At 58.2% G+C, this 19,927-nt stretch carries 17 protein-coding genes; 6 read left to right on the top strand and 11 right to left on the bottom strand.

The features are described from left to right. Window positions 1-25: 25 nt before the first annotated feature. A complete protein-coding gene (locus tag G439_RS0105205; RefSeq protein WP_026459420.1) occupies window positions 26-757 on the bottom strand; it encodes a glutamine amidotransferase-related protein in 732 nt (243 codons plus the stop codon). Window positions 758-838: 81 nt separating this feature from the next. Between G439_RS0105205 and hisN the strand changes: the two genes are divergently transcribed. The 3 genes from hisN (at window position 839) to G439_RS0105190 (ending at window position 6,034) form a co-directional block, all read left to right on the top strand. Continuing rightward, the gene (gene hisN / locus G439_RS0105200; RefSeq protein WP_022868130.1) at window positions 839-1,645 is read left to right on the top strand and encodes a histidinol-phosphatase; all 807 of its coding nucleotides are present in this window, start codon (window positions 839-841) and stop codon (window positions 1,643-1,645) included. Window positions 1,646-1,706: 61 nt separating this feature from the next. Continuing rightward, complete coding sequence (locus tag G439_RS0105195) at window positions 1,707-2,924, top strand: exonuclease SbcCD subunit D (protein ID WP_022868129.1); 1,218 nt, start codon at window positions 1,707-1,709, stop codon at window positions 2,922-2,924. Further along, window positions 2,921-6,034 (top strand): AAA family ATPase, encoded by a 3,114-nt coding sequence (locus tag G439_RS0105190; protein WP_022868128.1) that lies wholly within the window; start codon window positions 2,921-2,923, stop codon window positions 6,032-6,034. The genes G439_RS0105195 and G439_RS0105190 overlap by 4 nt, the downstream gene beginning before the upstream one ends. Before the next feature lie 167 nt (window positions 6,035-6,201). On the opposite strand, the gene G439_RS0105185 is transcribed toward G439_RS0105190, so the two are convergent. Genes G439_RS0105185 through G439_RS0105175 form a run of 3 tightly spaced genes read right to left on the bottom strand, consistent with a single transcriptional unit; the run spans window position 6,202 to window position 8,615 of the window. Continuing rightward, on the bottom strand, window positions 6,202-6,672 hold the full coding sequence (locus tag G439_RS0105185; protein ID WP_022868127.1) for a DUF6912 family protein: 471 nt from the start codon (window positions 6,670-6,672) through the stop codon (window positions 6,202-6,204). Window positions 6,673-6,676: 4 nt separating this feature from the next. After that, window positions 6,677-7,972 (bottom strand): CpaE/TadZ family protein, encoded by a 1,296-nt coding sequence (locus G439_RS11235; protein WP_022868126.1) that lies wholly within the window; start codon window positions 7,970-7,972, stop codon window positions 6,677-6,679. A gap of 4 nt (window positions 7,973-7,976) precedes the next feature. After that, window positions 7,977-8,615: a hypothetical protein gene (locus tag G439_RS0105175; protein WP_022868125.1), complete on the bottom strand. Its 639-nt coding sequence runs from the start codon at window positions 8,613-8,615 to the stop codon at window positions 7,977-7,979. Window positions 8,616-8,769: 154 nt separating this feature from the next. Here G439_RS0105175 and G439_RS0105170 point away from each other — a divergent pair, with 154 nt between their 5' ends. Continuing rightward, complete coding sequence (locus tag G439_RS0105170) at window positions 8,770-8,982, top strand: helix-turn-helix domain-containing protein (protein WP_022868124.1); 213 nt, start codon at window positions 8,770-8,772, stop codon at window positions 8,980-8,982. 123 nt (window positions 8,983-9,105) lie between these two features. Here the strand turns inward: G439_RS0105170 and G439_RS0105165 are convergent, their stop codons facing one another. After that, window positions 9,106-9,660, bottom strand: coding sequence for a hypothetical protein (locus G439_RS0105165; RefSeq protein ID WP_243442560.1), 555 nt, complete (start codon window positions 9,658-9,660; stop codon window positions 9,106-9,108). A 120-nt stretch (window positions 9,661-9,780) separates the two neighbouring features. Between G439_RS0105165 and G439_RS12155 the strand changes: the two genes are divergently transcribed. Both G439_RS12155 and G439_RS0105155 read left to right on the top strand, forming a co-directional pair. Beyond that, a complete protein-coding gene (locus tag G439_RS12155) occupies window positions 9,781-10,497 on the top strand; it encodes a LysM peptidoglycan-binding domain-containing protein (RefSeq protein ID WP_022868122.1) in 717 nt (238 codons plus the stop codon). After that, complete coding sequence (locus G439_RS0105155) at window positions 10,494-10,955, top strand: Rv3235 family protein (RefSeq protein WP_022868121.1); 462 nt, start codon at window positions 10,494-10,496, stop codon at window positions 10,953-10,955. The genes G439_RS12155 and G439_RS0105155 overlap by 4 nt, the downstream gene beginning before the upstream one ends. Before the next feature lie 11 nt (window positions 10,956-10,966). Here the strand turns inward: G439_RS0105155 and secA are convergent, their stop codons facing one another. From secA to mtrA, 6 genes are all read right to left on the bottom strand, one after another. Continuing rightward, a complete protein-coding gene (gene secA, locus G439_RS0105150; protein WP_022868120.1) occupies window positions 10,967-13,792 on the bottom strand; it encodes a preprotein translocase subunit SecA in 2,826 nt (941 codons plus the stop codon). Window positions 13,793-14,143: 351 nt separating this feature from the next. Next, window positions 14,144-14,791: a ribosome hibernation-promoting factor, HPF/YfiA family gene (gene hpf, locus G439_RS0105145; RefSeq protein ID WP_022868119.1), complete on the bottom strand. Its 648-nt coding sequence runs from the start codon at window positions 14,789-14,791 to the stop codon at window positions 14,144-14,146. Between the two features lie 201 nt (window positions 14,792-14,992). Beyond that, the gene (locus G439_RS11225; protein ID WP_243442549.1) at window positions 14,993-15,574 is read right to left on the bottom strand and encodes a competence protein ComF; all 582 of its coding nucleotides are present in this window, start codon (window positions 15,572-15,574) and stop codon (window positions 14,993-14,995) included. A gap of 197 nt (window positions 15,575-15,771) precedes the next feature. Further along, a complete protein-coding gene (locus G439_RS0105135) occupies window positions 15,772-17,466 on the bottom strand; it encodes an LpqB family beta-propeller domain-containing protein (protein ID WP_022868117.1) in 1,695 nt (564 codons plus the stop codon). After that, entirely contained in the window at window positions 17,463-19,118 is a 1,656-nt protein-coding gene (mtrB, locus tag G439_RS0105130; RefSeq protein WP_022868116.1) for an MtrAB system histidine kinase MtrB, read from the bottom strand. The genes G439_RS0105135 and mtrB overlap by 4 nt, the downstream gene beginning before the upstream one ends. Further along, entirely contained in the window at window positions 19,099-19,779 is a 681-nt protein-coding gene (mtrA, locus tag G439_RS0105125) for an MtrAB system response regulator MtrA (RefSeq protein WP_022868115.1), read from the bottom strand. Before mtrA ends, mtrB begins: the two co-directional genes overlap by 20 nt. Window positions 19,780-19,927: the final 148 nt, after the last annotated feature.

Genomic DNA, 19,927 nt, shown 5'->3' with positions numbered 1-19,927 from the left:
TTGGGAGCGCTTTTGTGTCCGGGGCTCATCGCCTAAACGCTTGCACGAAGTTGCTCAAGACTAGGTGGGAGTACGACACGTCAACGCTGGCGGTCTGAGCGCGGATAGCGCGGGCCTCTTCCTCCGGGTAGTACAGGCCGCCATATTGGTCGATTCGCACATTGACGCCTTCAAGATCCAGTTCAGGGTGGAATTGGGTGGCCCACATGCACTCCCCTGCTCGGACCATTTGCACGGGAGCCGAATCTCCTTCAAGGAGGAGTGTCAGGCCCGCCCCAAGTTCGCGCACGCCCTCGTGATGGCCGACGTAGGCGTGGAAGGACTGGGGTGCGCCCTCGAGCAGCAGATCGCCCGACGAGGCCGGAGTTCGGCGTACTTCAATTGCGCCAATTGCCTCACCAAAGGCGGTGTCGACTGCGCCACCGAGCATGAGGTTGAGGGTGCCCAGTCCATAGCAGACCCCCAGAAGAGGGAAGGCTTCGTCGAGGGCGCGCTGGTAGAGAGCGTATAGCCATTGCTCTGCTCGCATCTGAACGAGGCTTTTCGTAGTTTGATCTCCCGACGCATCCCAAGGGGTTCCGCACACGATGATGCCGGAACATTGGGCGAAGTCAATGTCGGGCAGCTCACCGGCTTCCATGCGAACTCGGACGACCTCGTCTTCGCGAAGTCCAGCAATGCGGGGAAGGGCAGCACTTTCCGATTTGCGGACGGGGCCGTCGGGGCGACTCATGAGCATGAGGAAAGGCTTGGACATGGTGGACATGCTATCGGTGCGATCCACGGGTGACGGGTGCGGGTCCAGATCTAAGACACGGTGACACGCTAGTGTGGGGGTATGTCCCAAACGGCTCGTTACAACGATGATCTGCGCCTCGCCCATGTCCTTGCCGACAAGGCCGATGCCATTACTCTTTCTCGCTTCGGCTCCCAGGACCTACTCGTCGAATCTAAGCCAGATCTGACTCCCGTCACCGACGCTGACAGGGCTGTTGAAGATGCGCTGCGTGACACTTTGTCTCACACTCGCTCGCGTGATTCTGTTCTCGGTGAAGAGCGCGGCACCACGGGCCAATCGAATCGTCAGTGGATTATCGATCCCATTGATGGAACGAAGAACTTTGTGCGCGGCGTACCCGTGTGGGCAACTTTGATCGGGCTCGTTGAGGACGGCGAGGTCGTGGTGGGCGTCGTTTCTGCTCCGGCTCTCAAGCGGCGCTGGTGGGCAGCTCAGGGGCAGGGCGCGTGGACAGGCACGTCCCTGTTCAAGGGACGTCAGATTCGTGTATCTCAGGTCGATCAGATCGAGGACGCATCCTTGTCGTACTCGTCGTTGGATGGTTGGCTTCATGCCGACCGAGGGGCTGAGTTCTTGCGCTTGCAGTCGCAGTTCTGGCGTACTCGGGCTTTCGGGGATTTCTGGAATTACATGCTGGTTGCTGAGGGCGCGGTCGATGTGGCGTGCGAACCGGAGCTGGAGCTGTACGACATGGCGGCTCTGGTTCCAATCGTCACCGAAGCTGGTGGTCGTTTTACCTCGCTGAACGGGCAGGATGGTCCGTGGGGTGGCCACGCTTTGGCGACGAATTCTTTGCTTCACGATGACGTCTTGGCTGCGCTAGATTGGCCAGCTCTGGACAGCTAAGACCGTCCTCGTCGTTCGATTCCAATCCGCAGATGCATACGCTCACGTGCACACTAGTGACATGCTGATCCTTCACACTTCCGACTGGCACCTGGGCCGCACCTTGCACGGAGCGGATCTAGGCGACTGTGTTGACGCCTTCATTGAGTGGATCGTGGATCTGGTCAAGGATCGCGGGGTGGATGCCGTGCTGGTCAGCGGCGATCTTTTTGACCGTTCCGTACCGCCTTTGCAGGCGGTGTCGCAACTCAGCCAGGTGCTTGACGGCTTGTGTGCACACACCACGGTGATCGCGACCTCGGGCAATCACGATGGTCCGATCCGTTTAGGCATGTTGTCGGCGATGCTGCGCGACAACTTGCATATTGTCACCGATCCGTTGTCGATTGGTACAGCTATCGAGGTGGGTGGCTCAGACGGGGTTTTGGTCTACCCGATGCCCTATTTGGAACCCGACTTGGTGCGCTTCCAACTCTCCGATCTTCCAATTGAGGACGGCCAGGATCAGCCTCCTGCTCTTCCCCGATCCCACCAGGGGGTAATGGAGGGGGCTTGCCGGCGCATCTATCGTGATCTGGAGCAGCGCCGCGGGCTGGGTGATGATCGGGCGGCCATCGCCATGCCGCACGCTTTTGTTGTGGGGGCCCAAGTCAGTGACTCGGAACGCGACATCCAAGTCGGTGGGGTGGCCAGCGTCTCTGCGTCGGTCTTCGATTCTTTAGGCTGCGAACAAAATCAGCTTACCCACGGGTTAGATTACGTTGCGGCGGGTCATTTACACCGCCCACAAGATATTGGTAGGGCGTCGGTGCCCATCCGCTACAGCGGCTCTCCCCTGGCCTACTCTTTTTCCGAGGCCGAAGCACGCAAGTCCGTGACGCTCGTTGAATTTGATGAACACTCATTGGTCTCCCATGAGGTCATCGAGATTCCAGTGACGCGTCCGGTGATTGTCCTTGAAGGAACCATGGAGACGCTCTTATCGGATGCCGACAAGCATCCATCTCATGCGTTCTATTCGATCACCATCACCGACGATTCACGACCCGAACAGATGTCGTCACGCATACGTGCTGCCTATCCTCATGCATTGGTGGTCCAACATCGTTCGTCCAAAGTTCCCCAATATCGCAGTGCGGCAACGTCACGAGTCCGGCGTGACCCCATTGAGGTCAGTACGGACTTCTTCACCTCGGTGGGTGGACGTGACCTGACTGAGAGTGAACGCATGGTGGTGTCGGATGTGTGGACAGCGATCCGAACGGAGGATGCTTCATGAGGCTGCTGCGCTTGTCCCTGACTGGTATCGGGCCTTTTGCAGGTACCGAGATCATTGACTTTTCTCGCTTTGAAGCCGCTGGGCTGTTCTTGCTGGAAGGCCCTACGGGGGCTGGAAAGTCCACCATTATCGACGCTTTGACCTTTGCTCTTTACGGCGATGTTGCCCGCCAAAAGGATGCGTCAAAAGACCGCTTGCGCTCTAATCTCATTGACGATCAGGCTCCCAGCGAAGTTGACCTGGTATTCGAGGTTGGGTCGGGAATTTACTGCGTGACTCGCACCCCGTCTTTTCAGCCTCAGGGCCGCAAGACCGTTCGTAATTCGCAGGCCACCTTGGTCAAGGTGGCCGAAGATCCTGCGTCGCCAGTAGGCTTCACAACAACCCATGCCTTGGCTTCAGGTCCATCTAAGGTGGGTCCAGAAATCCAGAACCTCGTGGGATTAGATAAGGAACAGTTCCTGCAGACGATTGTCTTGCCGCAGGGCAAGTTCTCCCAGTTCCTCACAGCCACTTCGGATCAGCGTGAGAAGATTCTTCGCGACATTTTCGAAACCCACGATTTTGTGCGATTCCAAGAAGCTCTACTCACCCAGGCTGGCCGCTCACGCCAAGTGATCGACCGGGCAGCTGAATCAGCAAGGGCTGCATTCGACCAGCTCATGGATTCTCCCGTGCCACAGTTGAGCGACCAGCCCAACGAGTCTGCCGATAATGATGGGGCGACAGCCAAGTTCGATCTCGGCGAAGCGCCAGCAGCTTTCGACCCTACCGATGAGAATCCATCTGACGCGTTAGGGTCCGCCCGGGAGCGCGTTGACGCAGTAGCATCTGCGCACGGCTTAGCAACCGACGAATTAGATGCGCTTCGCAACACTCTCGCCGCAGCGCAAAGCGCGCACGCCCTCGCAGTTCAGACAGCAGCAGATATTGAAGAACGCGCCCAGGCGGTTAAGCGGCTTGAGGAGTTGAACGAGCGTCGCGAAGAGTTCTCAGATCTTTCGGCGCGTGTAGTTTTAGCTCAAGAAGCCAGGGAACTCCACGCTTTCATTCGTCACGACCAACAAGCGCAGGAGGCTCTTGAGTCAGCTCAAGCCAGTGTCGCGCAAGCATGTCAGAGCACTGCAGACGAGGCGGGTTTGTGGGACGGCGGTGTCAGTGTCCCTCAATCCGTGGACGAGGGCGAGGCCTTATCTGGTCGAGCCGAGAACCAACGCAGTGGTGTCGAGGCCGCTCGGGCCCGACTCGAAGACCTTGTCGCCCTGGAAGCAGGACTAGCCCAGCGGCGCAGAGACCTCGATGCGGCGCGCGTCGAAATTGACTCCCTGACGAGCCGTATCGCGGCCTCGACCGAAAGTATCCAGACGCTCAACGAGCAGGTTCAAGCAGGCGAGCGGGGTCTTGCCGCTATGCGCACCGACGTCGCAGAGCTACCCGCGATACGCCAGCAACTGGACAATCTCAACCTCAGAATCGACGCCAGTGAGCGCGCCGACATGCTGCGTGCGGGGCTGGAAGCATCAGCGCAGGAAATCCGAGAAGCGAAGATTCACGCCCGGGTAATGAATGCAGCAGCCCAGGATGCACACGATCTGTGGCTACGGTCTACGGCAGCTTTCTTGTCGGCTGAGCTCCAAGATGATCATCCCTGCCCAGTGTGCGGTTCGTTTGAACATCCTCTTCCCGCTCAAGCCGATGGGGATTCCATTTCTCGTGAGGAAGTGAAAGCCAGAGACGAGGCGCGGGATCAGGCTGAGAATCAGCTCATCCAAGCGGAGGCGACTCATCGGCAAAGAGTGCGTGATATTGCCTCGCTTAATGAAGTTGCCAAGGCCGATACTGCCTCCCTTCTCATTGAAAAAGCAGAACTGTCACGCACAGTGGAAGCCCTTGAGGAAGTGGCTGCGCAGATTCCACCTTTGTCGGAGGCGATTGAGCAAGAGACAGCTCGGTTGTCTCATGATCGCCAAGCCGTTGGAGAAGATGAGCAAAAGCTTGCAGCCTTGCAAGCGGCATACGACAAGGATCTGAGTAGCATCGAAAAGGATGAGGAGTCGTGTGTTCAAGCTCGCGGAACGCACGAGTCTTTAGCCCAGGTCGATGAGCTTTACGCAAATAGGCTTGAACGCTTGACGGCGCTTATTTCGGCGGTGACTCGTTGGAAGGGAGCTTCACAGGCCGCGCAGTCAGCTCGCGACAGCCGAGACCAGGCGCTTGCGGAGTCTACTTTTGACAGTGGAGATTCTGGGGCCCGTGACGTTGAGAAGGCCCTCGTACCTCAGGATCAGGTGGCGCACATGCGTCAAGAGATTAGCGACTATGAGCATGAGCGTCGCTCGTTGGAACAGGCTTTAGTGTCCGAGCGATTGACCCGAGTCGATGGGGCCTCTGTGCCAGATCTTGAAGCTTTGCAAGGTGGCGTGGAGGCCGCAACTGACGCCCATGACCAGGCTCTTCACCGAGTAGGGGCTTTGGAGCAGGCGCTGGCTGCACTCAGCTCTTATCACGAGACATTTCTTCGAGCCCTTGACGAGCTTAGGAGAGTGCGGCAAGAAGCGGGTCCTGTGCGCAGATTGGCTGATCTTGCCGGAGCGCGCACACCGGACAATCTGGTTCAGATTCCTCTGAGTGCGTGGGTGCTGGTGTCGCGTCTGGATGAAGTCTTGGAGCGAGCCAACCCACGGCTCTTGGCGATTTCGTCGGGGCGCTATGAGTTGCGCGCAGTCGCTGACGATGGAACACAGTCACGCCGTTCTGGCTTGGGCTTAGCAGTCCTGGACCACGACAGCGATCAGTTGCGTTCGACGCGCACGCTATCGGGTGGAGAAACTTTCTACACATCTTTGTGTTTGGCGCTGGGGCTGGCTGATGTTGTCACAGACGAAGCAGGCGGGGTCGAGTTGCGAACGATGTTCATCGACGAGGGTTTCGGGTCCCTGGATGCGCATACTCTCGAGTTGGTCATGCAGCAGTTGCACAACCTTCGAGATAGCGGCAGGACGGTGGGCGTGATTAGCCACGTTGAAGAGATGGCCCACCAAATCGGCGACCAGATCAATGTCAGGCCTCGGCCACATGCCGGATCGACTTTAAGTATTCGCTCGGTTTAGCCGCTCCCCTCCCCGCGAGGGACGCCCATAACCCCCGCGAGGGACGCCCATAACCCCCGCGAGGGACGCCCAAAAGTCTCCCGAAGGACGCACAAAACCCCGCGAGGGCCACACAAGTTAAAACCTAGCCTCCGTTTTTCCGTTCAATCCGCCCCTCAATCTGGGGCTCAACCGTCATTGGAGGCGAGCATCCTCGCGACCACTTCCCGTTCTTGAATGTCGTACCACTCAAGCGCATATTCCCACAGGTCAGCCACCGCTTGGTCGGCACTGTCTTGGTCTTGCGCGGCGACAACGCTACGCACTGCTTCGCATGCGTCCGAGCCGTCAATCAGGATCGCTTTGACCTGCTTCCAGTCGCATCCGCCCAGACGCACTTCGCCCACACCGTCGACGATGTCTGAAGCAAGGGGAGCTTCGGGAATCTCAATGGCCAATACGACTCGTGATGGAGCATCATCGGGGAAATCTTGAAGAAGAGACAGCGATGCCAAAGCCGCTTCTGTCTGAGCATCATTTTCAAGCTCTTCGATATCGTCGTTGCTTGCCCCCTGGGGAGCAAATGCCGCCCACCCGTGTCGTTGGGGCAGCACGGCGGCGCTCAATTCAGATCCAAGAGCTGGGAAGAAAACACGCATAGACTCAGTGTGTCACACGCGAAGGTTGCCGGCGGCTCCTTTTTCCGGCTCGTTGCCGCCCGCAAAGCGACTCAGTGATTGACACGAGGGCCCGAGCTCCCGCTGACGTGGCTTCAGCGACGGTGATCGGCTGAGCTTTGAGCAGCGAGCGCGTAAAAGCTTCATCTTCGGGAACAACATGAATGGTCTGGCCAGCAAGTATGGGAGCCAAGGCTGCCTGAATGGCGTTGATCGGCCTGGATCCAGCGCCTGCCTGGCTGAGTCGATTGACAATAATTTGGAGCTCTTTCCCGGTGCCAAGCTCATCCCACCATGCTTGAACATGACTGAGCCGATTGATTCCGACGACGTCGCCTCGTACAACACACAGCACACGGTCCGCCGTTTTAAGGACAGCTGCTGTCATGTCGTCGCGACTGCCTTGGTGTCGAATGTCGTCCGGAACCGCATCCAGGGTGACACTCGCCAGATCGACGACCACCCAGTCAGCCATCTGGGCGCTGGCTCGCAGAATGTCGACAAGGGAATGAGGGCCTACTTCTCGCCAGCGGTGCGCGGTGACTAGACCTGTGATGATTGATAGTTCCGGTGAGAGGTTAGCGGCAGCGGCATCAATGTCGGCGGGGACAATGTTGGCACGGGATGCCTGGCGCACAAGGGCGGATAGTGATGAACCGTCGACGGGAAGCCCAAGCATGTGCGCAATAGAAGGATTTGCCGTGTCAGCATCGACGAGGATGCTTTTGCCGTAACGGGATAACGCGTGGGCGAGTCCGATGGCCAGGCTCGACCGCCCGGGAGCACCGGAGGTTCCCCATACCGCAATGATTGTGCCCGCGTGAGGCATGGGTGGAGGTCCTGCCGGCGTCGCGGCTGCGGCTGGTAGAAAATCAGCAGCGGCCGGGTAGGAGATTTCTGCTCCGAAGGCGTCCGGACCTTCCTGCGGCAGTGAGGGTTGAGAGCGGATGATTGCCAGAAGAGATTCAACAACCTGGTCGGCTGCTCCCACGGCGGCATAACCGTCAGCTTCGAGGTGTTGCAGCAAGGGCAGTTGATTGAGCGGGGCCACCAGGACAACATGCATGCGTGCGCGGTGTAGGTCTTCGATGACTCTGGCGTCTAAATCGGGATCGGTGGCATCGAGGACGGCCAAGTCCGCGACGTGCGATCTGGCTGCGGCACGCACTTCGGCGAGGTCTGCGCATCGCCTGACGACGGATAGTCCCTCGGTTTGAGCCAGCGCCTGGACGAGGTTCCCCTCTTCGTCTGGGTGCACCAGGATGACGACATTGTGGATCACGGGCTCATCCCCCTATCGGCACGGCAGCGAGGGCGCCTGGTCCCGAGGTCGCATCCAGAACAGCGGCAATGGTGTCTTGCGGAATGAGCACTTCGATTCGGGTGCCACCTCGGACAACTGACCCTGTTTCTTCGACGCTGACGAGAATGACGTTTGCAGCGATCAGCGAAGATTGGGCGTCCTTCTCGGATGTGGCGTATGCGCCTGGCAGGGCCCATAGTTCCAGAAGATCGCCTGTTTGAACTGATTCGGGCAGGCCATCAGCGACGGTGACCACGAGGCGCCTGCGTGTGAGGTCGTTTTCGGTGGCGACGGCTGAGGACGCGATCAACTCGTCGGCGCCGATTGACCGTGCGGCGACCGCCTCGGATGGGAGTTGTCCGTCGAGCAGGTAGGCGTTGGTACCCGGCCGGGCTTCCACGATTTGAGTGTTGGTGGAGTCAAGTCGTTCCCCCTGGGCAACGGGCCGTGTGGTCTTGTAGACGAGGTCGCCCGAGCGCGCGTCGGCAACGAGCCAGGTGCAGGCAGCGATTGAAAGGGCAATAAGTATGAGCCCTCCCAGTAGGCGCGGATCACGCCATAGAGGTTTTTTCGCTGGTATTTTTACTGAGCTTCGCATGCCGTTCACACGCTCATCATGCATGGGATTTTCCCCGTTGAAAAGTTATCCACAATTTATTGACTCGCACAATCCATTACGGACCCATATTGAACCTCATCAAATGCACGAAATGGGATTATCCACAGGCAAGTGGATCCTCTGGGGCTAACCGGAATTAAGTGGCACAATGGGGGTTATGACTCCACGTTTCCTCACACTTGCAGATGTTGCTGAGACGCTGAATCTGACGATGTCCGCTACTCGTTCTTTGGTCAACTCTGGAGAGTTGCCTGCGATCCAGGTTGGCGGCAAGAAGGTGTGGCGGGTCGAAGAGTCAGTCTTGGAACAATACATTCAAGATCAATACCGTGCAGTTCGTGAAAGGGCCTCGCAGCTGACCTCTGAGTGAGGCTGAGCTTTTTCGAAGCCTCTGCCCTCTGGTCTGCGCCAAGCCTATGAGCGGCGACTGACTTTCTGATCTGCGCCCGATCTTTCAGTGATATCTAGCCACTAATCGATAGATCCCTGCTTGTCACAGCCAGCGATGCTCTAGAAGGTTAACTGCCCGTAAGCCACTGATCAGCAAGCTAATGACGGTATGTTCGATACGGTCCCTACTGTCGACTCGGTGCACGTCTGAGTTTGCAGCAAGGTCGATGTGATCGGCGTAAACACCGGCTATTTTTCCCTGGTGGCGTCCAGCATCGTGATCAATGACGAGTTCAACCCCTTGCTCCGACAATTCACGCAAGACGTGCCCAATGCCAATTCTGCGCCCAAGCGCCTCCGCGTCCCCCACTCCAATTCCAAGCGGCCATACTGCCACGAGGGCAGACAGCGGAACGAGCGATTCGTTTCGCGCATCCCGCAGCAGCATCCACGTGGAGGCTGAATCAACAACCGTCCCACTCAGTACGCGTCCCCCGCGTAATACTGCGCTGATTGCGGTGCCATGAGCTGCACTAATGCGCGCTGCAAGGGTGACTCCAGCACGTTCCGCGTCGGTTAAATCATTGACGAGGGCGTCCATTTCTTGGCGTCGCTCTTCGTCGAATCGCGATTCAAGATCTCGAAGGAACACTTCCATATCCACTCGCCCACCTTCTCACAAACTCACACGAACTGCATCCACTTGACACGATAGAAAATAATCAATCAGACTTAATCCAGTACGAACTGATATGATCAGAGTTGATTGGATAGTGACATGAATGATGCTCCCATCCAGCTGGATCATCGGGGTCCCTTGACCGAACTTGCCCTGTGGACCATTGGTGTTCCTGCAGGCGCTTTACTATGTCTCGCTCTCTACACTTTGAGGGAGCGAGCCAATGTTCATCATCCTGAAGTCCTCATCACCTGCGCAATCTGCGCATTTGCCCTCGCCGCTTTGGCATGGAATCTTTACTGGTCGACTCTGGCCCGACTTTCTGGCCTGGCATTGATTCCACGCCAGATCCGCACATTCATGCAGCAAATGGTGTTGTCCTCGGGTACTCAACGAGCACGGCAGATTGTTTTGCGATCAGGCGCGGGGGCCATCTTAGGTGTCAGCGTCGCTGCTGGGGGCTTGTCTTCCACGGCTTTCGCCGCGCCCACCACCCCGGAAGTACAACCCCAAAACTCCTCTTCAGCTGGGGACGACTGGGCCTGGGGAGCCACGCAGGTTGCGCCGAAAAATGTGCCCAGCCCTCAGCCGACCACACCCAACAGCGACTTGGCACCGCAGAGTTCCAACATAGTGGTTCAAGAAGGCGACTCACTGTGGTCTATCTCTGCGCAGATTCTTGGCCCCGATGTCAGCCCTGAAGACATCAATCAGTATTGGCCTCAGCTATACCAGGCCAATTTGGCAACCATAGGTGACAATCCAGACCTCATTCACCCAGGCCAGGTGTTGGTGAGCGTCGAGGAGGGCTCATGACCACCACACTTGAGCATCCGACCACTGGGGTCTCGCGGCGCTGTTTCCGCTGGGATCTCAACATCGATCTGACTCGACGAGCCCAAGCCGATGCACGCGCATGGCTGCGCACGCCACCCGCGCGTGCCAACGCCGCACCCTTGCCGGATCCCGAAGTTTGGGCAGCCAATATGTCGCGCGCAGTAGTAGAAGTCATTGTGGGCGTTCGGCCCGTAACTCAACTCCAACGGTGGCTGGTTCCGCCCCTCTATGCAGCCTTAGTCCACCTCCATCAGCCACGCGCCCAGTCTGCCTCGCAGCGTCCTTGTCGACCTGTGAGCTGGCGGTCGTGCAGCCCCCGCGATGGGGTTGTCGAGGTCGCCACCGTCGTCGCTGCGCCAGACCGCACACGGATCGTCGCCGTGAGGTTAGAAAACCATCGAGGGCGGTGGATCACCACCGCCCTCGAATTTGCGTGAGTTGACAGGACTCAGCGACGTTTCTTCTTGGCCGCCCGGCGTTGGGCGCGGTTGAGCTGACCAGAAGCAGATGACGCCTCGTCTTGAGAATCAGCTGAAGAATAGCGCAGCCTTTGGGCGACGGACTCCTGACCGACGTTGCCCATGACAGATCGCGCTTTGGCTACGCTCTGAGCGCGCTGGCGGGCTTCTTGTTCAGCTTGCGCACCGGCACGCGCCACGTCCTCAACGCTGGGACCAGCGTCAGAGACGGGGGCACCATTGGGTGTTTGAGCGGCTTGTTCCTGAGCCTGATCGAATGCCTTTTCGAATTGCTTGGCGTATCCAAAGACCTGTTGGACTGATTCTTCACGAATCCGTTCCATCATGGCAGAGAACATTTGGGCGCCCTCGTCCTTGTATTCGACCAAGGGATCACGCTGTCCCATAGCGCGCAAGCCAATACCCTCTTTGAGATAGTCCATCTCGTAGAGGTGCTCACGCCAAAGACGATCGACGGTCGCAATGACGACTCGTCGTTCCAGAGAACGCATGGGATCTTCTCCGAGCTGCCCCAAGGCTAAGGGGTTGTCTTTGAGTCGATCTTCAGTATCGGCGTAGACGGCGTGAATATCTCCGACGAGTTCGGTGATGAGATCGTCGCGGACCAGGGAACCGGCACCGCCGTGCTCGGCTTGGACTTCCTCAGCGGTAACCGAGGGCGGATAGTAGCCGCGCAAGGTGTCCCAGATGACGTCTAGATCCCAGTCCTTGACGGGAACACCCGCGGTTTTTTCGTCAACAATGCCTGTGATGAGAGCTTCCATGAAGGAACGCAACTGTGGTTCGAGGTCTTCGCCTTCCAGGACGCGGCGCCTCTGCTCGTAGATGAGTTCACGCTGCCCTGTCATCACATCGTCGTATTTGAGGACGTTCTTGCGGATCTCAAAGTTGCGGGCCTCGACCTGATGTTGGGCCGAGGCAATTGACCTGGACACCAGACGAGCCTCCAAGGGCATATCTTCCGGGTAGGCGCCAGACTGCATGATCCTTTGCGCGAGCCCAGAGTTGAACAGGCGCATGAGGTCGTCTTCCATGGACAGGTAGAAGCGGGATTCACCCGGGTCTCCCTGGCGGCCTGAACGTCCTCGCAGCTGGTTGTCGATACGCCGTGATTCGTGACGTTCCGAGCCTAGAACGTAGAGGCCGCCAAGTTCGCGCACCTCTTCGCGTTCGGCTTCTACGGCAGCTTCAGCTTCTGCCAGCGCCTTGGGCCATTCTTCGCGGTATTCCTCGGGGTTCTCTTTGGGGTCCAGGCCGCGAGCCTGAAGGTTGGCCTGGGCAATAAACTCAGAGTTACCACCGAGCATAATGTCGGTGCCTCGGCCGGCCATGTTGGTTGCGACTGTGACGGCTCCCTTACGTCCTGCCATGGCCACAACGGCTGCTTCACGCGCGTGCTGTTTGGCGTTAAGGACCTGGTGGGGAATGTGCTTGTCTTTGAGGAGTCGCGACAATAGCTCAGACTTTTCAACCGAAGCGGTACCAACAAGCACGGGCTGGCCGGCTTCGTGACGCTCGACGATGTCCTCAATGATGGCCTTGAGTTTGCCAGCTTCAGTTGGATAGACGAGGTCGGACTGATCCTTGCGGATCATTGGCTTGTTCGTGGGGATCGGGATAACACCAATCTTGTAGGTTGAGGCGAATTCGGCGGCTTCGGTTTCTGCCGTACCGGTCATACCTGCGCGTGAACCCTCCGGATAGAGACGGAAGTAGTTCTGCAGTGTGATCGTCGCCAGAGTTTGGTTCTCGGCTTTGATTTCGACGCCTTCTTTGGCTTCGATGGCCTGGTGCATGCCGTCGTTGTAGCGTCGTCCCGGCAGCACGCGTCCGGTATGTTCGTCAACGATGAGGACTTCACCGTTATCGACGATGTAGTCCTTATCAATGTGGAAGAGTTCCTTGGCTTTGATGGCGTTATTGAGGAAACCAATGAGCGGCGTATTGGCTGCTTCGTAGAGATTCTCCACACCAAGCTGGTCTTCAACGGAGTCAATGCCGGGTTCGAGGACGCCGACAGTTTTCTTCTTTTCGTCGACCTCGTAGTCGACGTCGCGTTCAAGGATGCGGGCAATACGGGCAAATTCGGTGTACCACCGGTTGACGTCACCCGATGCGGGGCCGGAAATAATAAGCGGAGTTCGCGCCTCATCGATGAGGATGGAGTCAACCTCGTCAACGATGACGTAGTTGTGTCCGCGCTGGACCATGTCTTCAACGCGCTGGGCCATATTGTCGCGCAGGTAGTCGAAGCCGAATTCATTGTTCGTGCCGTAGGTGATGTCGCATTCGTACTGCTTGCGACGTTCAGCCGGACTTTGACCAACGAGGACGCAGCCGCAGCTCAGCCCGAGGAAGTTGTAGACGCGAGCCATGATGTCGGACTGGTATTTCGCTAGGTAGTCGTTGACGGTGACAACGTGGACGCCTTTTCCTGTCAGGGCGCGCAGATAGGACGGCATCGTGGCAACAAGGGTTTTGCCTTCACCCGTCTTCATTTCGGCGATGTTGCCCAGGTGTAGGGCGGCGCCACCCATGACCTGGACGTGGAAGGGCCGCATGCGCAGGATGCGCCAGGATGCTTCACGCACGGTGGCGAAGGCTTCGACCATGAGGTCGTCGAGAGTTTCTCCCTCTTCAAGTCTGGCCCGAAACTCTGAGGTCTTGGCCTGGAGCTGCTCGTCGGTGAGGGCCTCGAAATCCTCTTGGAGTGCGTCGACCTGCTTGGCAATATTGTCAAGCTTCTTGAGCGTGCGACCTTCGCCAGCACGGAGGATCTTGTCGATGATGGACACAGGTGCTCCTGACTTCATAACCGAGGGCGGTCCCCGGGTGCGTGTGAGCGCACCGGTCCAGTCTACGAACTTCCGGACCTACTTCTCGACCCAGAATCGGGTGAATCATCATTTTGTTGCACTCTGACCTCTGCTGATGCTTTCTTTCGCCCGTGGAGAAAGGCCTGGATGCAGGTGTCGGAGTGGGCGACGGCAAATGATGAGAGAGGAAATTGGCGCCCTCGCCAAGTAACGCAGCAACGCCGACACAGTGACGAGACGAACGAGGACGCAGCAGAACAGCAACGCACACGAAGTAAAGTAACGAACCCCGCATCAACGAGGATGCGGGGTTCGTTGCGCCGAGTGTCTTTAGACGTCGGTGGTGGTGTTGAGCCTCAGGACGCCGTAGGTCCATCCGTGGCGGTGGTAGACGACGCAGGGCTGGTGAGTTTCCTTGTCAACGAAGAGGAAGAAGGGGTGTCCAACCATTTCCATCTGGTCGAGCGCTTCGTCGACAGTCATGGGTTGGGCTTCGTGGACTTTTTGACGAACGATGATCGGAGAATCTCCGAGCTGTTCTTCGCGAGCCTCGCCGACTTTGAGGTCTTCGGCGGAGCGCAGGCCCGTATCGACGACTTCTTCGGTCTGATCCTCTTCGAGGACCGCGGTGTCGAGGATTTCGGCTTCGTCCAGATCGCGCGGGTAGCGGCGTCGGTGATCCTTGGCGCGGTCGCGGAGTCTACGCAGGCGTTCGAAGAGTTTTCCAGCCGCGATATCCACCGCCGCGTAGCGGTCTGCGGATTCGGCTTCGGCTCGAATGATCGGCCCCTTGCCGTAGACGGTCAGCTCAATTCTTTCTGCTGTGTCGGCCTGGCGGGGGTTACGTTCGTGAGTGAGTTCTACATCGACGCGTTGGGCACGCGGGTAGAACTGGGTGATCTTCGAGACTTTCTCTTCGACGTAGGCGCGGAAATTCGGATGAATTTCGGCGTTTCGTGCGACGACAGTGATGTCCATTCTTTGTCCTCCAAGGGAACTCGGCGGGTTCATTACCCCGCGTTTCGGATGCCCGGGCGCTTCATCACCCCGGACCGTGATCTGAGCTATCACCTCCATCCGGGCGGGCTATGCGCTGCATTGCGCCAAGCCTCGCTTCGTGTGGATCCATCATAGCGACAAACGTGACCCTCGTCATACGGAAAGTGAAAAGGTCGCGACCTAAACCGTACTCAGGCACACCGCTATTTGTGCACGTCCAAGGCACCTTGCCAATTCTGTCAGCGTTGCTCCCGTGGTAACGACGTCGTCAACGAGGACGACCGCAGCGCTGCGTGGAGGAGTGACGCGGGCGCGCATCGTCGCGTGTCGACCACGTCTGCGTTCCTGGCCTCCTCGCCCAGACTGTGACCTGGCCCCCACGCGCAGTCTCACCGCGTCTACGACACTGACTTCAATGGTGTAGATCCCGAGACTATTGAGGCTTTGGGCGATACCGCGTGCCACTGCTTGCGACAGCGGGACTGTGACCGACCGACCATGAAGTCTCCTGCGCCAACTCGAAGGAGCAGGAACCACCCAGACCTCGCGGTAATGATCATCCGGCACAGCCGCTAGGCCGCAGGCTTTTCCAAGGTTGATGCCGGCTTGGGTCAAAAAACTTGTTAAATCTTCTCTTTCGCTGTGTTTGGCGACCAAGATCAGCCGACGCAAAGCACCTTCATACGGGCCCAGAGACACGACAGCTTCTGGGAAGTTCTGGTCAATCGTCGTCAGTTGAGGTGGCCGTCGGGCGATGCTCATGCAATCGGGGCATAGAGTCGTATCCCAACGTCCGCACCCCGCGCATTGGGTGGGTAACACTGCGTCAAGGAGATGTTTCCACCCACGCAACCACACTGTGTTGATTGGGTTCATAGATTGACAATGACAGGGCGCTGGACCTGACGCCAGGGGTTGCTCGGCCTCTGTGGATTGGCAGCGTGAAAATAGCCTGTGGATCAGCCTGCGTAGCGAGCTGATCGAATTGACTCATCCAAAGGCTGCCACAAAGCGCCCGATTGGCACGATACGGACGATTCAGCAAAGACCACGCACAAGCTGGTCGGGCTGGCACCCGCAGTCAATTCCTCTACCCCATCGGGCAGCATGACCACCGCGGGGAATCCGCCAAGGTCCATCGACACGGCTACTGTCTGACCATCCTGATCATCGCCTTGAGAGTAGGCAACAACAACTCCTGATTCCCCTGCCCACGTCACATCAACGACGCCAAGTTCACCGCCCATGAGCTGCTCTCCCGCGGTGACAGCAACGGGTTTACCTGTAGCGTCGCGGGCAACCGTTGCCAACCAGACCGCCGAAGAACCATTGTTCTGGTAGACAAGCAGGGCACGCGCCCCATCGGGAGAAATACGCACCATTGACGCTTGGCCTGTGGCATCCAAATCTAAGTCCACTTCCACGCTGGCTCCCGCTGGGGTGGCTGCAACCATGCCAGATGCCGATACCGCTTGCGGTGTCGGCATCCACGTCCAACCGAAACGGTCAATGGAAGGGGCACCCCCATCGGGTGAGGCTGTCAAACGGTAGGAGGCATCCTCGTCCTCGTTAATGCCGGTGATGACCACCTCGTCGTCGATCCTCCACGCCACCAAGTTGGCTCCCACGGGTGAAATGGCCGGGGATTGCGCACGCTCAGGTACGGGCGTATCAACTGGTAGGGCGGTGGAAACCGATCCAGAAAATAGGGAGGCTCCGCCCGCGTCCAGAACAATCCTCGTGTCGAGTCTGTAGTCGGGTCCCTCGGGTAAATCATCTGTAGGAATATCCTGGCCAGATACGGTCAGTGTCACATTGGAAACGGATGTGGCCTGCACCAATGTCGTCAGAACTGACCATGCGAGGAGTCTGCGCGCTTCCTCGCTTTCTGGCACAGCAGCGTTGAGGCTGACCTTGGCAGTGCGGTCAGAGATTTCTACTCCTTGCGACGGAATGGTTGTACCACCCGGAACAGCATTCGTTACCGCACTATTCAAAGAGGAGCGAGGACCGGCAACCAGGCCCGCCAAAAGATACCCGCTCAGTCTCCTGGCTGGATACCACCGGGGATCTGCCACCAGAGCATCGCCCGTCATGGAAGGGAACCACAGGTTGGTCAACTCGTAAGAAGCCGTGAAGGAACTCTGCGAAATGATGAAGGAATCATCGGGAGAATCGATACGCCACTCCCCATTTTCTTGAACGAGGGTGAACGTCTGGTCAATCTGGCTTCCACTGGCCAACGACAATATGCCTCCCTCGTCAACGCTGGCCACAGCTGGCACATGAACGTCGACGGAGGCTTCACCGCCTGGCCCCTCTCCCGTAGAAACGACCTGCGGAGCGATATCGGTGTCATAGACGAGGGCGTTGGCCTGAGGCTTCCACCTCTTAGACGACGAGCTGGTTAAAAAGAGGCGCGCGGTTGCGAAGTCATCGTTGGGGCCTGCGGCACAAGCTAAGAGGAAGTCTTGGATGAGAGTCCGAGGATTAGCTCCCGCAGTCGGGCCGTCGGCTGACAGCTGGATCGGATCAGAGTCTGGCACCGATGCATCAAAGGGCTGCGGCGAGGAGGCGCTGGGCAGGCTCGAACAACCGGCCAGCGCGAGGCAGGAACTGGCCAGAGCGGCGATCATTGTGCGACGAATATTCACTCGTCCTCCCACAGAGCCAAGGGTTGGGTGCGCACCGGTTCCCCCGCATTCCTGGGCAAGGTCATCAAGAACGAAGCACCGTTTGTAGGCTCCCCCCATGCTTGCAATGTTCCTCCGTGTAATGCGACATCTTCTGTGGCAATCGACAGGCCCAGACCTGTTCCGCCGGTGGTGCGAACCCTGGACGTGTCAGCGCGGTAGAAACGATCGAAAACGTGGGCACTGACTTCGGGGGTCATTCCAATGCCGTGGTCGCGTACTCGCACGGCAACGGCCTCATGGTTCGATGCCAGAGTCACGTCAACGTCCGTGCCGTCAGCGTGCTCAACGGCATTGACGAGGAGGTTGCGCAGCACCCTTTCAATACGCCGAGCATCAATTTCTGCGGCGCACCTGGAATCTGGGACATGGATATGCACCTGGACGCCATTCTTTTCAGCCAGCTCCATGTTGGCTTGCACGACCTTGGCGACGATGGGACGCAGATCTGTCATCTCCGGTTCCAGGAGGGCGGATTGGGCGTCGTAGCGGGATATTTCTAGAAGGTCAGCGAGCATGGAGTCCATACGTTCGGTCTGATCATGAAGCAATTCGGCCGATCGTTTCGCGCCACCTTCAAGCTGGTCACGATTGTCCCAAATGACTGATTCCGCCATCCGAATGGTCGTCAACGGGGTACGCAATTCGTGGGAAACGTCGGACACGAAACGCTGTTGAAGCTGCGAGAGTTCGTCATACTCATTGATCTTGGTTTGCAGCGATTCAGCCATGTCATTGAAGGCCGCACCCAGGTCAGCCATTTCATCAATGCCTTGGGTTGGTACTCGCACGGTCAGGTCACCGTCGGCGATCTGCTTGGCAGCGTCAGCGGTGCGCCGCACTGGCCGCAGCATCCGATATAGGGTCCAAAACACTGCAGCGGGCAGTCCGATGAGAATGGGCACAGCGGCAAAGGAAAGTACGCCCATGAACATGTCGACGCGGGCTTGGTCGGATTCAAGGGAGTACACGATGTAGAGCTCGTGGGCTCCTGCTCGCGGAAGCTGCACCTGCATACCGACGAGTATTGCCGGAGATGTTTCTTGATTGTCAGCCCCCGAAGGAATGCTCACAGACTGCCATTGGGCGCTTCCTCCCGATACGACGGCCTGGCGCATCTGGCTGGTGATCACCTCGTCCATTTGTGCGTCGACGATCTGGTTGATTCGTAGGCTCGAGGACGCTCCCTGCGAACGCAATAAGACGACGGATACAGCTCCGGCACCTGCCGCTGACGACTTGATTGACTCTACCGTCTGACGGGCGGCTTCTTGAACCTGGTCGGGGGTGGTAGCTGTGGACTGTTCGAAAATCGATTGCGCGGATGAGAATCGCACGCCAGCATCGTCGAGGACCTGGTCGCGTCGTGACTCAAACACGGAGGACCGCAGCTGTGCAGAAACGAAAAGCGCAAAGACGGTCATAATCGCCATCAGTGCGATGACCAGTGTCATGGCGGTGCGCAGCGAGAGAGAGGCGCGGACGTTGCGTGCAGGCTTGGATTCCTTGGCCCACTGCCACGCCTTCGAATCTGTGAAACGCTGGCCCCAGCGGGCGAGGAGCCGCCAAAATTCTTCGAGACGCGAGGGAGGTTCAGGAACCGGTTCCGGCACGGTATCCAACCCCGCGAACGGTAATGATGATCTGCGGTTTCTCCGGGTCGCGTTCAATTTTGGAGCGCAGGCGCTGAACGTGAACATTGACGAGGCGCGTGTCTGCGGCGTGACGGTAACCCCAGACTTTCTCAAGTAGTTCCTCGCGACTAAACACCTTCCATGGGGCGCGCGCAAGAGCAACAAGGAGGTCAAACTCAAGCGGGGTCAGGGCAATTGACTGATCGGCGCGGGTTACTGAATGGCCTGGCACATCAATGACGACATCGGCAACATTGAGTCGTTCTTCGCCGTCTTCTTCGCGGCCTCGTAAACGCGCCCGAACACGGGCTACCAACTCTTTGGGCTTGAAAGGCTTGGGAACGTAATCGTCGGCGCCGGCTTCAAGCCCGGACACGACGTCGGCTGTATCCGACCGAGCGGTGAGCATCACGATAGGAACGTCTGACTCGCGACGGATTCTGCGGCACACTTCAATACCGTCCAACCCAGGGAGCATAACGTCGAGGAGGACGAGGTCGGGATTCGTCGTGGAGAACTGTTCGACTGCCTGGGCGCCGTCAGCGCAGGTTGTCACCGCGTAGCCCTCAGCTTCGAGGACGATTCCGATCATCTCGGCCAAAGCGACGTCGTCATCGACGACGAGGATGCGCGAACTCATGTCACGATCGTGTCACGATCCGGCTTCGAATGCATCAGACTCGCGGATGCAACTTCGGGTTTCCTCTTCTTGTCCTCACTGACAGATAGCGCTGACGCTGTGGGCAGATGTAGTCTGATCGGCCCATACATGGCACCATTAAGGATGT

Source organism: Schaalia vaccimaxillae DSM 15804, from assembly GCF_000420425.1.
GTDB lineage: Bacteria > Actinomycetota > Actinomycetes > Actinomycetales > Actinomycetaceae > Pauljensenia > Pauljensenia vaccimaxillae.
The sequence above is the reverse complement of the archived record's forward strand: the minus strand, read 5'-3'. Positions and strand labels throughout refer to the sequence as shown.